This is a genomic window from Prevotella sp. TCVGH (assembly GCF_023522295.1).
Lineage (GTDB): Bacteria > Bacteroidota > Bacteroidia > Bacteroidales > Bacteroidaceae > Prevotella > Prevotella timonensis.
Genome location: NZ_QFFX01000027.1, coordinates 22,502 through 36,901, shown reverse-complemented (window position 1 = coordinate 36,901; position 14,400 = coordinate 22,502). Strand labels below are relative to the sequence as shown.

At 40.9% G+C, this 14,400-nt stretch carries 12 protein-coding genes and 1 tRNA gene; 3 read left to right on the top strand and 10 right to left on the bottom strand.

The genetic code is table 11. From position 1 onward, the window contains the following. Positions 1-60: 60 nt before the first annotated feature. Positions 61-213, bottom strand: coding sequence for a hypothetical protein (locus DEM91_RS06780; RefSeq protein WP_249858393.1), 153 nt, complete (start codon positions 211-213; stop codon positions 61-63). A 354-nt stretch (positions 214-567) separates the two neighbouring features. Between DEM91_RS06780 and DEM91_RS06775 the strand changes: the two genes are divergently transcribed. The 3 genes from DEM91_RS06775 to DEM91_RS06765 are packed head-to-tail and all read left to right on the top strand — an operon-like array spanning position 568 to position 3,578. Next, positions 568-1,863, top strand: a complete 1,296-nt coding sequence (locus tag DEM91_RS06775; RefSeq protein ID WP_249858391.1) for a replication-associated recombination protein A — start codon at positions 568-570, stop codon at positions 1,861-1,863. 14 nt (positions 1,864-1,877) lie between these two features. Next, positions 1,878-2,864, top strand: coding sequence for a D-2-hydroxyacid dehydrogenase (locus DEM91_RS06770; protein WP_249858390.1), 987 nt, complete (start codon positions 1,878-1,880; stop codon positions 2,862-2,864). A 60-nt stretch (positions 2,865-2,924) separates the two neighbouring features. Continuing rightward, entirely contained in the window at positions 2,925-3,578 is a 654-nt protein-coding gene (locus DEM91_RS06765) for a trimeric intracellular cation channel family protein (RefSeq protein ID WP_036893293.1), read from the top strand. Between the two features lie 76 nt (positions 3,579-3,654). Here DEM91_RS06765 and DEM91_RS06760 read toward each other — a convergent pair whose 3' ends face one another. The 9 genes from DEM91_RS06760 to DEM91_RS06720 all read right to left on the bottom strand — a co-directional run bounded on the left by DEM91_RS06760 (position 3,655) and on the right by DEM91_RS06720 (position 14,311). Next, a complete protein-coding gene (locus DEM91_RS06760) occupies positions 3,655-4,278 on the bottom strand; it encodes an outer membrane beta-barrel protein (protein WP_249858389.1) in 624 nt (207 codons plus the stop codon). Positions 4,279-5,179: 901 nt separating this feature from the next. Next, positions 5,180-5,253, bottom strand: a tRNA-Arg gene (locus DEM91_RS06755). A 171-nt stretch (positions 5,254-5,424) separates the two neighbouring features. Continuing rightward, a complete protein-coding gene (gene htpG / locus DEM91_RS06750; protein WP_249858388.1) occupies positions 5,425-7,479 on the bottom strand; it encodes a molecular chaperone HtpG in 2,055 nt (684 codons plus the stop codon). A gap of 162 nt (positions 7,480-7,641) precedes the next feature. Next, a complete protein-coding gene (gene lpdA / locus DEM91_RS06745) occupies positions 7,642-8,946 on the bottom strand; it encodes a dihydrolipoyl dehydrogenase (protein WP_103002983.1) in 1,305 nt (434 codons plus the stop codon). Further along, positions 8,933-10,375 carry an aminomethyl-transferring glycine dehydrogenase subunit GcvPB gene (gene gcvPB, locus DEM91_RS06740; RefSeq protein WP_249858387.1) on the bottom strand — a complete coding sequence of 481 codons (1,443 nt, stop codon included), beginning with the start codon at positions 10,373-10,375 and terminating at the stop codon, positions 8,933-8,935. Before gcvPB ends, lpdA begins: the two co-directional genes overlap by 14 nt. Continuing rightward, a complete protein-coding gene (gene gcvPA / locus DEM91_RS06735) occupies positions 10,372-11,688 on the bottom strand; it encodes an aminomethyl-transferring glycine dehydrogenase subunit GcvPA (protein WP_249858386.1) in 1,317 nt (438 codons plus the stop codon). The genes gcvPB and gcvPA overlap by 4 nt, the downstream gene beginning before the upstream one ends. 7 nt (positions 11,689-11,695) lie before the next feature. Then, positions 11,696-12,076 (bottom strand): glycine cleavage system protein GcvH, encoded by a 381-nt coding sequence (gene gcvH, locus DEM91_RS06730; RefSeq protein WP_008122768.1) that lies wholly within the window; start codon positions 12,074-12,076, stop codon positions 11,696-11,698. 105 nt (positions 12,077-12,181) lie between these two features. After that, a complete protein-coding gene (gene gcvT, locus DEM91_RS06725) occupies positions 12,182-13,264 on the bottom strand; it encodes a glycine cleavage system aminomethyltransferase GcvT (protein ID WP_195252597.1) in 1,083 nt (360 codons plus the stop codon). Between the two features lie 63 nt (positions 13,265-13,327). Next, the gene (locus DEM91_RS06720) at positions 13,328-14,311 is read right to left on the bottom strand and encodes a lipoate--protein ligase (protein WP_249858385.1); all 984 of its coding nucleotides are present in this window, start codon (positions 14,309-14,311) and stop codon (positions 13,328-13,330) included. Between the last annotated feature and the right edge of the window lie 89 nt (positions 14,312-14,400).

The following is a 14,400-nucleotide window of genomic DNA, read 5'->3' as shown; positions in this document are numbered from 1 at the left end:
TTCTAGTTAAACAAACGAAGAAATAAAGTTATATAAACTTAAATATCAGAGAGTTATACATTATTCAGTAAACACTAAGTAATGACGCATGTTATCCTTGAGGTCAGCATCCTTTTCTGCTGCCTCCCACAATCTGAAAACATCATTTTCTTGAATATCCCACACACTGCTCTTAGTCAGTGTCTTAAGTGATAATGCATCTTTTTGTTTCATAAATCTTTAAGTCGTCGTTCAATTGTTATTTACAATGTTCTAAAACACGAAAGCTATTGATTACTAATCAATCTATTTGTTTGAAGGTGGTGAAAGCTTTTTGGATTACGCTATTTTACTCATCCTATTGCGCTACCAATCCTCCTCATTTCTCACGCTGCAAAAATATATACTTAATTTATATTTGACAAACTTTTCCTATGATTTTTTGAATGAAGCCAAAAAAACATAGTTTATGCTTTTCGTTCATGAAAGTTTTCGTATCTTTGCGATAATGGAGATGCGCTTAAAGTAGCCAAAGACAGCCATTGATAAAGACCCTTTTAAGAGGACTAATGAAGAAGGAAAGACGATATGAGTGAACCCTTAGCAGAACGAATGCGGCCCCGTACGCTTGATGAATATGTTGGGCAACAGCACTTGGTGGGGAAGGATGCCGTTCTACGCAAGATGATAGAATCTGGTCACGTCTCTTCTTTTATTTTGTGGGGACCACCTGGCGTTGGTAAAACCACACTTGCACAGATTGTCGCAAACAAGTTAGAAACGCCTTTTTATACCCTTAGTGCAGTGACCAGTGGTGTGAAGGACGTGCGACAGGTCATTGAACGAGCAAAGGGTAATCATTTCTTTCAAACCGCTTCACCTATCTTGTTTATTGATGAGATTCATCGATTTAGCAAGTCGCAGCAAGACTCTTTGTTGGGTGCTGTGGAGAGAGGAATCGTTACGCTGATAGGGGCAACGACTGAAAATCCGTCTTTCGAAGTGATTCGACCTTTACTCTCACGTTGTCAACTGTATCTACTCAAACCTTTAGGCAAAGAAGATCTCTTGAAACTATTGCATCGCGCAGTGAATGAAGATGTCATATTGAAGAATCGAAACATAGAACTTCAAGAGACAGGTGCATTACTTCGCTATAGTGGGGGTGATGCTCGCAAACTACTTAACATCTTAGAATTAGTCGTTAGTGCTGCCGAAACAGAAAAAGTGGTGGTGACCGATCAAATTGTGGAGCAACAGTTGCAGCAGAATCCCTTGGCTTATGATAAGGGAGGTGAAATGCATTATGATATTATTTCTGCCTTTATCAAAAGCATTCGTGGTAGTGATCCCGATGCAGCACTGTATTGGATGGCTCGAATGATAGAGGGAGGAGAGGACCCTCAGTTTATTGCACGCCGCTTAGTGATTAGTGCTGCGGAAGACATAGGATTGGCTAATCCCAATGCCTTGCTGTTAGCAAATGCGGCTTTCGATGCGGTTATGAAAATTGGGTGGCCTGAAGGTCGGATTCCTTTAGCTGAAGCAGTGGTGTATTTGGCTACCAGTCCTAAAAGTAATTCTGCTTATTTGGGCATTGATAAGGCTTTGTCAATCGTTCGGGAAACGGGGAATTTGCCTGTTCCATTGCCATTGAGGAATGCCCCCACACAACTAATGAAAGATTTGGGCTATCATGATGGTTATCTGTATAGCCATGATTATCCCGGACATTTCGTTCAACAACAGTATTTACCAGATGCTTTGCAGCATCATAGAATATGGCATGGGCAACACAGTCCTGCCGAAGAGAAATTATATCAGTGGATGCTTCAATGCTGGGGCGACAGATATAAAGACGCATCCACATCAGAAAACAAATGATTAAAACATAGTAAATGATGGATTCAAAACAACAACAGAGAAAATATAACATTGTAATTTTAGATGGTCATTGCGCTAATCCTGGAGATTTATCTTGGGAGGAGCTTAAGGAGTTTGGACAATTGAAGGTATATGATCGTACTTCGCAAGAACAAGTCGTAGAATGTTCCATAGATGCTGACATTTTGTTGGTGAACAAAACTAAAATAACAGCGAACGAGCTCCAGCAGCTACCGCAACTAAAATATATCGGTGTGTTAGCAACGGGCTTTAATCATATCGACATTGAAGCAGCACACAAACAAAATGTTGTGGTGAGCAACATACCCTCTTATAGTACCTACAGTGTTGCGCAGATGGTGTTTGCAAGCATTTTCGCGATTTCAAATCGTGTGGAACATTATGCACAGCAGACTCGAGAGGGTAGGTGGACTCAAAACCCTGATTTTTGTTACTGGGATACTCCCTTGATTGAAGTCGCAGGAAAGACATTGGGAATCGTTGGTTTGGGACATATTGGCACCAAAGTCGCACATATTGCGCGGGAATTTGGTATGGAAGTTTACGCTTTCACCAGTAAGAATGCAGTCGATTTACCCGAAGGAATTCAGAAAACAACGTTGGATGGGCTGCTTTCAGTGAGTGACATTCTAACTCTTCATTGTCCGTTGACGCCAGAAACTCGTGAATTAATCAATGCAGAGAGTTTGAACAAGATGAAACGGGGAGCTATCTTAATCAACACAGGTCGTGGACCTTTGGTGAATGAGGCGGATGTTGCAGCGGCTCTTCAATCAGGGAAGTTGGCTGCCTATGGTGCTGACGTGATGTGTCAAGAACCACCAGCAGCTGATAATCCTCTACTTCAGCAACCCAATGCATTCATCACGCCGCATATAGCTTGGGCTACACAGGAGGCAAGAAAGCGATTGGTCAATATTGCCATCAACAATGTGAGGGCTTTCGTGCAGGGGGAACCTACTAATGTGGTGAACAAATAACTTCATTTTTAGTCTTTTATAATTGCAAGATTTCAAGAATATTATACCTCTTTTTATAATATGTATTCTCCTGAATTATTTTTCAGACGCCCTGAATTTATTTATACACTTCAGCAAGTAATAGAGTTTTTGGGCACTTTTGCATTTGCTATTTCTGGTATTCGTCACGCTGCTGCCAAGAAGTTCGACTGGTTTGGAGGTTTTGTATGTGGCATTGCCGTAGCGATTGGTGGCGGTACGATTCGTGATGTCATGTTAGGAGTCACTCCTTTTTGGATGACATCTTCTATTTATATAATATGTACGATATTCGCTCAAGTATTCGTGATAGTATTTTCCAAGTCTCTGAAGCGATTGGATAATACATGGTTTGCCTTCGACACCCTTGGATTGGCATTGTTTACCATTGCAGGAATGCAAAAAACGTTAGCTTGTGGTTTCCCCTTTTGGATAGCTATCATCATGGGGTGCATGACAGGTTGTGCCGGTGGTGTTATTCGAGATGTGTTATTGAATAATATTCCCGTTATTTTTCACAAGGAAATTTATGCCTTGGCGAGTATCGTTGGAGGTGTGACTTATTGGGTGATGTATTCTTTAGGCGTAGATGTGAGTGTCACTGTCGTTACTGTATTCTCGGTTGTTTGTGTCATTCGCTATCTTGCAGTTAGATTTCATATCTCACTCCCACAACTGCCAACAGAAGATGAATAGAACTTTAGAAAATAGCAGGACGATTCGCCGAACAAGAATCTGAATGCTATTTTTCTTGTTTTATCTAAGACGATTTTTAGAAAATTTTGAATTGGTAGCCTAAACTCAACATGATGGAGTTGTTCTTTGCGGGTCCTAAAAGTTGTTTCGCTTTGGTGGTCTCGGCTATTTTCTTGATAGGAATGTTGTAACGGGCATCCAAACTCAAGTTTTTCCACGTCACTGATGCGCCAACAGGAATAGCAAAATCGTTGGTGTTGAGTTCCGACTTGATAGTTTTCCCATTGCATTTCATGGATAGTGCTTTTCCCGTATGAAAGCCAGAATATATGCTAAAATGATTACCGATATATTGCTTTAACAGAAAGTCAATGTAGATGAAGTTAAATTGGTAATTAAATTTTTCCGTCGAAGCATCTTTCCTATATGGTTTTGCGCTGTTTGCACCCTGATGTACAAACATGAATTCGGGTTGAACAGAGAAGTGCTTGGTCAGGAAAGATTCTGCAAAAAGACCTCCAAACCCCGTAATCTTCGGACTATTTTCAATATTTGTCAACTTACAATACATGGCGCCACCCTTTGCACCAATGTATGTGTCCCATGGATTGCGTTCTGACTTATACTTAAATGTAGACTGTGCCAAACAGGTATTGCAGCATGCAACAACTCCCAATATTATGATAAAAAACTTTTTCATATACGCATTCACTTTAGATGCGGTAAAATTAATGTTTTTTTATGAATTTACAAAGCGTTTTCTTTGATTAAAAAATTAAAGCGCTGGTAAGCACTTGAAGTCTCCTATTCACTCAAAAGTTTTCTATCTTTACATATTCTTATATCTTGCTATATATCAGTAAGTTGCGATTGCTTAACAACATACGAAAACTGTTTCATGGATGTAGACCTCTGATCTCATTAGGATATTAAAACGCATGCAGATTTACAGAAGAACGGGGTGAGAAGATCGACAGAGAAATATCAGGTGAGCAAACTTAAGAGAAGTTTGTACAAAGTAGCTGATTGGATGTGAGGTGGAAGTTAATCGGGAAACCCTGTGCCAGTAAACATATCCAAGCCGCCCTCTTATTTCGTATCATTTTTGGTCATGGCATTCGTCGTTTTTGTCCTATTATTTTATCAAAAAACGGTCATCTAAAATCTTCAAAATAGAAAAAAATAATAGGCAAACGACATGCAAAAATGCGCTGATTTGAACAAAATAATCGTCTTTTTAGGCTGAAACATTGACTTTACGGGCTTGAAAACATGTATTAAAGGTGTTATTCACATACTTCAGGAGCATTAAAGTATGCAAATAGCAGGCTTATCTCAATGCTTCAATCGCCAAAAAGTGGTAAAAACACGAAAGAAAAGAGGCGATGTAAGCATAATGCCTTTAACAACAGTGAGTTATGAAAGTTGTTCAAAACTTGCGTATTTGCGACCAACTTTGCCGTTGGTTGTTTTCACGCGAGTTTTGAGAGACACTTTGTAAAGAAAATTCAGCATTTATTTTGGCTCACTGCAGCGTACGAAAATCCATGTTGTCGGGGGGAAAAAAGAAAAGGATGTGTTGAAAAACACATCCTTGATAGTGACTCCCGCGGGATTCAAACCCACAACCTTCTGATCCGTAGTCAGATGCTCTATTCAGTTGAGCCAGGGAGCCGAAGTGCATTACTTTTGTAATTGCGTTTGCAAAGGTATGGAGTTTTTGCGATAACGCCAAACATTTTCACAACTTTTTTTCGAAAGAAATAAAAAAACGCCACTGCAGTGAGTGGCGTTGAATACATATAAATGGTTTTTCAGCACTATGTTTTAAGCCTTGAAAAACTTCTTATCGAATTAAATCAATACTACGCTTTAAGAATTTATCGAGACCAGCTCCCTTCAACATGCCATTTTGTAACAAAGCCAAGTCTATGAGTTGGTGTACGATTTTATTGTCTTTAGCCGCATTAGCAATGATGTCTGCTTTCTTTTGTTTCTGCTCATCGATTGCTTTTTGCGTATTTTCGACATCTTGTTTTTCTTCTTGCGTTATTTCTTCCGGCTTCTTTTTCTGTTGGTTCTGATGCAGGGCTGCCAACCTTGCTTCTTGTCCTTTGAGTTCACTCTCAATGGGTTTCAAGGCATCGGCGGTAGTTTTGCTGCAATTGTCGAGTACATTTTGAATCAGTTTGTGATCACTGTTCAATACTAATGTAAACATATCGGGCATACTCCCATAGAAGCCCATGCCAGCTTGATACTTGCTCATCTCCTTCATACGACGCATATATTCGCTCTGGGTAATGATGAGTGGCATGGCTGATTCGCCTAAAGCTTGCACCTCTACATTAAATTCAGCCTGATTGATTTTAGGCAGCTGTGATTTGAAAACTTGTGACAAATTGTCACGATCGTTCTTGTCTAACTTCGACTCCTTGGTCTCTTCTTTTACAATGATACGATCGATGATGTCTCCGTCTACACGACTAAATCGGCTCTTTTCAAACTTTTGTTCAAACATGGATACCGTTGCAACATCCAATTGTCCGTCAAAGAGTAGGACGCTGTAGCCCTTGTTCTTTGCTGACTCTATGTACGTATATTGTTCATCCTTGTTGGTTGCGTAAAGATGGATGAGTTGTCCGTCTTTATCTGTTTGGTTATCCTTAATAAGGGTGCGGTATTCATCAAAGGTAAAGTATTTGCCATCTACGTCCTTGAATAGGGCAAAGTCTTTAGCACGGTCATAGAAATCTTCTTGAGAGAGCATGCCGTAGTTGATAAATATCTTGAGATCGTCCCACTTCTCTTCGTAATTTTTACGGTCTTCTTTGAAGATAGATTGCAAGCGATCGGCTACTTTCTTGGTGATATAGGTTGAAATCTTTTTTACATTAGCATCACTTTGAAGATAGCTACGGCTCACATTCAATGGAATGTCAGGAGAATCGATAACGCCATGCAACAGGGTAAGGAACTGTGGTACAATGCCTTCTACCTGATCTGTGACGAAGACCTGATTGCTGTACAATTGTATTTTGTTGGGTTGCAGCTCAATGTTCGACTTTACCTTTGGGAAATAAAGGATACCAGTGAGGTTAAACGGATAATCCACATTGAGGTGTATCCAGAACAGCGGTTCGTCCTGCATGGGGTAGAGGGTGCGATAAAAATTCTTATAGTCCTCATCCTTTAATGTAGAAGGAGCTTTTGTCCACAATGGTTCGGTATCATTAATGACATTGTCTTCTGCGGTTTCAACCTGTTTGCCGTCTTTCCACTCTGTTTTTTTGCCAAAAGCTATCGGAATAGGCAAGAACTTACAATACTTGTTGAGTAGTGTTTGGATGCGCTGTTCTTCCAAAAAATCTTTGCAGTCGTCATCGATATAAAGCACGATATCGCTTCCACGGTCAGCCTTTTCTGTCTCTTCTATGGTATATTCTGGGCTGCCGTCGCAACTCCATTTCACGGCTTTCTCGTTTTCCCTATAGCTTTTGGTAATAATTTCTACTTTCTTACTAACCATAAAGGCAGAGTAGAAACCTAATCCGAAGTGTCCAATAATGCCATTGGCATTCTCTTTATACTTCTCCATGAAGTCGTTTACACCCGAAAAAGCTATTTGGTTGATGTATTTGTCTATTTCCTCAGCGTTCATACCAATACCACGATCGCTGATTGTTAATGTGCTTTTTTCTTTGTCTAACTTAATATGAATGGTCAAATATCCTTCTTCGCCTTTGAAATCTCCTTGTTTTGAAAGAGTTTTCAACTTTTGAGTTGCGTCAACGGCATTGCTCACTAACTCTCGAAGAAATATCTCGTGATCAGAATAGAGAAACTTTTTAATAACGGGGAAGATATTCTCTGTTGTAACCCCAATATTACCTTTTTGCATTGTATAATAATGTTTTTATGAATTCGCATAAAAGGTAATGCAAATAATGTGCCAAATAAAAAAGTTGGAAGAAAGTGAATTAGACGGGCTATCATCAATAGGCGATAGCCCAACTATGCGGCACAATCTTCCAACTTTGTAAAGATATTCGTGACATGGCTTTTAGCCTATTGCGATATCTTGCAAGATTTCACCCAAAGTAGGGTGGGTGTGAATAATATCCTTCAGCTGATTGAGCTTGATATTCAAGTTCATCAACGCCGAAACTTCTTGAACAAGTTCTGCTGCATGAGCACCATATACATGGCATCCAATAACCTTGTCCTCCTCATCTGTGATGAGTTTCACCATTCCTTCGGTTTCTTCAATAGAAAGCGCACGACCGTTTGCACGATAGTAACCTTTCTTAGTCTTGTATGCTATGTTCTCTGCCTTGCATGCATCTTCTGTCTTGCCTACGCAAGCGGCTTCAGGATAGGTGAATACGGCAGCGGGCATGATGTCGAACCGAATATGATCGTCTTTGCCAAGTATGTGATTGATGGCTCTCATTCCTTGGAATGTGGCAGCATGTGCTAACATTTGTCGTCCATTCACATCGCCAATGGCATAAATACCACTGACGGATGTTTCCATATTGTCATTGACTAAAATGCCTTTTCTGTCGTAGGCAATCCCTGCGGCATCAAGGTTTAGCCCTTCGATATTGGCAGCCCGTCCAGTTGCAATAAGAATAGTATCTGCTTCTACACATTGTTCTTTTCCTTTTTGTTCAAAGTATATTTTGCCATTTTCTACTTTCTTCACTGCGGCTTGCAAATAGAACTGAATGCCTGTCTTTGCCAAACATTTTCTTAATCGTTTTGCAATATCGCTGTCTAATGTCGGTAAGCATTCCTTCATGAATTCGACTACCGTTACCTGACTGCCGAACTGTGCGAAGGCAGAGGCAAACTCCATACCAATGACACCAGCTCCTACGATACACAACTTTTCAGGGATGTGATCGATGGAAAGTAATTCTGTAGAGGTAAGGACATTGGAATTTCCGTGGGGATTGTAAACAATACCCTCGATAGGCGGTACTTTTGCTTGCGATCCAGAGGCTATGATGACGTATTTTGCCGCATATTCCTCTCCATTGGCAACAATGGTTTTAGCGTCCTTAAAAGATGCCTTGGCGTGCACCAATGTAATGTTAGGCTGGGAAAGCAATGTCTCTACTCCTGCTTTCAATTGCTGGATAGCTTCATTTTTTCTTGCCATCACCTGTTCGAAGGCAGGCTTTTCTTCTTTAGAGGCATCGTGTGCCAAGCATTTGGTTGGGATACATCCACAATTAAGACACGTCCCGCCTGCTTCTAAGGCTTCGAAGATGATGACCTGAAGGCCATTCTTCGCAGCATAATCAGCTGCGCGATAGCCTCCAGGACCACTTCCAATGATGATTAAATCAGTTGTTGTCATCGATCAATTGCTTAAAGGTAAGTATAGGATGCTTGGCTGCTTCCACATCGTTCACACGCTTAATAGGTGTTTCGTGCGGTGCGCTTTTCACGATTTCAGGGTCGTTCTTTGCCTCGTCGGCAATCTTGCGCATCACCTCTATGAATGCATCCAGCGTTTCCTTGCTTTCGTTTTCGGTAGGTTCTATCATCATTGCCTCGTGGAAAAGCAATGGGAAATAGATTGTCGGAGCATGGAAGCCGTGGTCTAATAAACGCTTAGCAACGTCCATTGTGGTAACTCCTGTACTCTTGTCCATAAGACCATCAAACACAAACTCATGCTTGCAAATGGTGTCTATGGGGAGTTTGTAAACGTCTTTCAAGCATTCTTTGATGTAGTTGGCGTTCAATGTGGCATAAGGTCCTACCATCTTGATATTTTCCTTGCCTAAGGTGAGGATGTAAGTGTAGGCTCTTAAATAGGTGAGGAAATGTCCGTGATAAGGATGAACCGTAATGGTAAAATGCCCTTTTGCATTGGTTGCACAATTATTGGTGGGTAAGAAATCTACCAATTTCTCGCAAACACCCACAGGACCAGAGCCAGGACCACCGCCTCCATGTGGGGTAGAGAATGTCTTATGCAAGTTGATGTGCATCACATCAAATCCCATATCGCCAGGTCTACATTCACCCAACAGCGGATTAAGATTTGCTCCATCGTAGTACATCAAACCACCGCAGTCATGAATGAGTTTGGTAATCTCTGGAATATGTGTCTCGAAGAGTCCCAAAGTGTTGGGGTTTGTCATCATCATTCCAGCAATGTCGTCTCCTAAGAGTGTCTTGAGGTGCTCTACATCCACTAATCCATCGGCGGTACTCTTTACCTCTACCACTTCTAATCCACATACCGCAGCCGATGCGGGATTTGTTCCGTGGGCAGAATCAGGTACGATAATCTTGGTACGCTTCGTATCGTTGTTTGCTTGGTGATATGCACTGATAATCATGAGTCCCGTTAATTCTCCATGAGCTCCTGCACATGGATTAAGCGTAAAGCGAGACAATCCTGTTAAAGCGCATAAGGCTTGTTGCAAATTCTCATACACTTCTTTTGCGCCTTGCACTGTTTCAGCAGGTTGAAGTGGATGCAGATTGACAAATGCAGGGTGTGCTGCCATCTCTTCATTGATAGTTGGATTGTACTTCATAGTACACGATCCCAGCGGATAAAAGCCGTTGTCAACGCCAAAGTTGTTCTCACTATGGTTGGTATAGTGGCGCACTACTGTCAGTTCATCACACTCTGGAAGCTCGGCATCGACTGTCCTTTTTAATGTGGCAGGTATTTCATGTCGCCCAAATTCATTCTTTGGAAGCGTATATCCACGTCTTCCAGGGTGAGAAAGTTCAAATATTAAGTTATGATATAGTTGATGGTTCATGGCACGAGTTCTATTAGTTGATCAATTTCGTCCTTTGTTCTCTTTTCGGTTACAGCCAACATGAGCATGTCATCACCAACTTGTATACCACCAAAGATGCCATTTTCAATGAATCGTTGTTGAAGTTCTTGGAGGTTACCGTCATACTTCACGCAAAATTCATTGAAGAAAGGCTGATCGTAAGCCAATGTGAAATGTCCTGTTTTCAATAGCTGTTCACATAGATAATGTGCACCGTCATAAGACAATTGTGCAGCTTCTTTCAATCCTTCTTTACCCATTAAAGAAAGATATATCGTTGCCCAAAGTGCCATTAATGATTGATTCGAACAGATATTTGATGTCGCTTTCTGTCGGCGGATGTGCTGTTCGCGCGCTTGTAGCGTGAGGACAAACACACGTTGACCTTCTTCATCGATGGTTTTCCCAACGATACGTCCTGGCATCTTGCGCACGAGTTTATCCGTACAGCACATATATCCTACATACGGACCACCCCATCCCATGGGAATGCCCAATGATTGAGCTTCACCAACGGCGATGTCTGCGCCCAATTCTCCTGGTGTTTTGAGCAAAGCCAAATCAGAAGGATTGCTGTTCATGATGAACAATGCCTTTTGTTCATGGCACTTATCGGCTACACCTGTGTAATCTTCTACAATACCATAGTAATTGGGATATTGTACAACTACACCAGCAACGCCACCCTCTGCTAATTTCTGTTCCAGATCTTCTTGGTCGGTAATGCCGTCCCGTTCTGCTATCATTTCAATATCTATCTGTTGAAAATGTGCATAAGTCTTAATAACAGAAAGGATTTTTGGGTCTACTGTTTCAGAAATGAGAACTTTATTTGCCTTTTTATGGTTCGCTTTCGCCATCAATACAGCTTCTGCTGTGGCAGTAGAGCCGTCGTACATAGACGCATTGGATACATCCATACCCGTCAACTCTGCCATCATACTTTGAAATTCAAAGATATAATGAAGTGTTCCTTGTGATACTTCTGCTTGATAAGGGGTATAGCTGGTTAGAAATTCTGAGCGACTCACCAAGGATGGAACTGCTGATGGCGTGTAATGATCGTACACGCCAGCACCAGCAAAGCAAGTGAGTTGTTGGTTTTTTGCTCCCAGTTGATTAAAAAATTGGCGAATCTCTATTTCACTTTTTGCTCCAGGAATGTCGTATTCACCACGGAAACGTACTTCTTCTGGAATTTCTTTGAATAAGTCTTCAAGAGATTTTACACCAATTTTATCCAACATATCAGAAACATTCTCTTCTGTATGTGGAAAAAACTTGTAATTCATAACCATATTACTTTTTACAGAATTCTTCATAAGCCTTGGCATCCATCAAACTCTCTAATTCGGATTTGTCAGACAGTTCCAATTTCATAATCCAAGTTTCAAAGGCGTCTTCGTTAATTTTCTCAGGTGTATCTTCAAGTTCTTCATTCACTTCAACCACCGTACCACTTACTGGACTTTCCAAATCGCTTGCAGCTTTTACGCTCTCTACAGCACCAAAGTCGTCGCCTGCTTCAATTTCATCATCCACTTCTGGAAGATCTACATAAACAATGTTGCCCAAAGCTTGTTGTGCATAGTCAGTGATTCCAACATAACCAATATTACCTTCTACTCTTACATACTCGTGCGACTCGCTGTAATAGAGTCCTTCAATTACTTTTGCCATATTTTTTTGATTTATTTTATTGATGATTTTTTGTTATTTATTACATTCGATGAAACATGCTGTGATAGTCATCGTCACAGATTTTCATTAAACGTATTCGCTTTTCTAATGTTTGTTGAGGAATCTCTTCTTGACAACTACACAGGGGAATGTTTTCTTTCTAATTTGAACTTCCAGTTCTGTACCGAGTTTGGAATGCTCTAAATCTACTAAGGCAAATGCCAAACTTTTATCCAAACTGATAGAGTGATAGCCTGTAGTGATAATACCTACCTGCTTCCCGTCTTTCATAACGGGATAACCATGGCGAGGAATGGCTTTCCCCTCTAATTCCAGTCCAATGACTTTTTGCTTTGGTTTTTCTTCTTTTTGCTTGGCGATAGCTTCCTTTCCAATGAATTCGGGCTTATCTAATTTGCAAAACATGCTTAGTCCTGCCATTACTGGTGTGATGTCTTTAGATAACTCCATTCCGTAAAGAGGAAGACCTGCCTCAAAGCGCAAGGTGTCACGACAGCCCAAACCGCAAGGTGTACAACGTTTGCTCTCCATTAAAGCATCCCATGCTTGAACGATATAAGCTTGTGAACCATATATCTCGAAGCCGTCTTCTCCTGTATAACCAGTGCGACTTACAATAATTTGCTCACCATTGACGTCTATTGTCTTTGCTTCGTAAAACGCCAAATCTTTACAAGATAGGTGTAATACTTCTTCCACAACGCTTTCTGCCTCTGGTCCTTGAATTGCCAACTGACTGTAATAGTCTGAGCAATGGTCAATGGTTACATCGTAACCTTCTGCGTGCTGACGTATCCATTCTACGTCTTTGTCAGTGTTGGCGGCATTGATGACTAAGAAAAATTCGTTTTCGCCCATCTTGTAAACCAACAAGTCGTCTACGGTTCCTCCGTCAGGATAGAGCATCATTCCATAAAAGATGCTGTTTAGGGGAGCATTGGTGACATCATTGGTAAAGATGTAGTTCACATATTTTTCTGCATCTTTCCCCGTAATGTAGACTTCGCCCATGTGGGAAACATCGAAAACGCCACAGTGTTGGCGCACAGCATTATGCTCTTCAATAATAGATGAATACTGGATAGGCATGTCGTAGCCACCAAATGGCTGCATTAAAGCACCCAAGGCTACATGTCTGTCATGCAGACAAGTTCGTTTATTTTCCATATTTTATAAATTTAGGTTTATACATAGATTTATTATTAGCGGTTAAAAAGTGCCATTCTATTGTTATTGTTTTGGCGGATCTACAATCAAGTTGACCAATTGTGACTTGTTCAAATTTCTAATGATGTGGTTCACTTGCTCGGGTAAAGCCGCCTCTATGGCTTGCTTGGTGTATGGGATGTTTTGCAATGGTTTCAAGATAGCATTGTCAAGGTCGCCCGTTAGGAAATAATCTCCCATGATGTTCACGTGCTTGATAACGTTGTTCTTGAGTTCCATAAGCACCTCCAATTCGCCCACATTCTCAATGCGTTGCTTGTTGGTCATCGTGTAGCGCGGGTTGTTGCCATAAGTAAACTCATCCGACAGGTAGTCTTGCTCTATCTCTTCAATGCCCTTGATGTCCTTCTCTTTGAGGGTGAGGGAGGATGTGCATAGAAACTCCTTCGTGTGACGCTTCACTTCTTCTATGGAGAGTGTGGTATAGTCTTTAAGTAAGGCAATGTGTTGGCGAACGCTTTGCACGCCTTTACTGTTTAACTTCTGTTGACTTGGCGTGATACTTGCCACCATATTCTGAAGATTGGTGTCGTAGAGCATGGTGCCATGTACGATGCTCCACTGGGGAACATGATAGAAAGCATTTCCCGACACTTTCTTCTCATCAATCAAAATGTCGTTTCTGCCTCCTGCTTCGGCATTTATTCCAAGTTGTCGAAGCATTTGCACAATGCGGTCAATGTACTGGGTGAAAACAAGATTTACTTGATCATTGTGCGTAATATACGAGAACAGCAAGCAACCCTCGTCCACATAAATACATCCTCCACCACTCTTACGCCGAAGAAGATGAATACCTTTTTCTCGGCAATATGGTAAATTTATTTCGTTGTCTATTAACTGGTTACGTCCAACCATCACAGTAGGGGGGACTTGCCAAATAAAGAAATAATCTTCGTTATCGGCAATATGTCGTGCTACGTATTCTTCGGTGGCAAGGTAAAAACTGGTTAACCTATTCTTCTCTGGAACATCAATATAAATCATTGATTAGTTTTCATTTTAGATTGTTTGACTACAAATATAATGATTTGTCATTGATTACACCAAAAAATCAATGTTTTTTTTGCAATCTT

What these genes read in the sequence shown, in the direction of transcription:
- htpG (WP_249858388.1), bottom strand. Translation starts at nt 7,479, where the DNA reads ATGCAAAAAGGTAATATTGGGGTTACAACAGAGAATATCTTCCCCGTT.
- DEM91_RS06780 (WP_249858393.1), bottom strand. Translation starts at nt 213, where the DNA reads ATGAAACAAAAAGATGCATTATCACTTAAGACACTGACTAAGAGCAGT.
- gcvT (WP_195252597.1), bottom strand. Translation starts at nt 13,264, where the DNA reads ATGGAAAATAAACGAACTTGTCTGCATGACAGACATGTAGCCTTGGGT.
- DEM91_RS06760 (WP_249858389.1), bottom strand. Translation starts at nt 4,278, where the DNA reads ATGAAAAAGTTTTTTATCATAATATTGGGAGTTGTTGCATGCTGCAAT.
- DEM91_RS06770 (WP_249858390.1), top strand. Translation starts at nt 1,878, where the DNA reads ATGATGGATTCAAAACAACAACAGAGAAAATATAACATTGTAATTTTA.
- lpdA (WP_103002983.1), bottom strand. Translation starts at nt 8,946, where the DNA reads ATGACAACAACTGATTTAATCATCATTGGAAGTGGTCCTGGAGGCTAT.
- gcvH (WP_008122768.1), bottom strand. Translation starts at nt 12,076, where the DNA reads ATGGCAAAAGTAATTGAAGGACTCTATTACAGCGAGTCGCACGAGTAT.
- DEM91_RS06720 (WP_249858385.1), bottom strand. Translation starts at nt 14,311, where the DNA reads ATGATTTATATTGATGTTCCAGAGAAGAATAGGTTAACCAGTTTTTAC.
- DEM91_RS06775 (WP_249858391.1), top strand. Translation starts at nt 568, where the DNA reads ATGAGTGAACCCTTAGCAGAACGAATGCGGCCCCGTACGCTTGATGAA.
- gcvPB (WP_249858387.1), bottom strand. Translation starts at nt 10,375, where the DNA reads ATGAACCATCAACTATATCATAACTTAATATTTGAACTTTCTCACCCT.
- gcvPA (WP_249858386.1), bottom strand. Translation starts at nt 11,688, where the DNA reads ATGAATTACAAGTTTTTTCCACATACAGAAGAGAATGTTTCTGATATG.
- DEM91_RS06765 (WP_036893293.1), top strand. Translation starts at nt 2,925, where the DNA reads ATGTATTCTCCTGAATTATTTTTCAGACGCCCTGAATTTATTTATACA.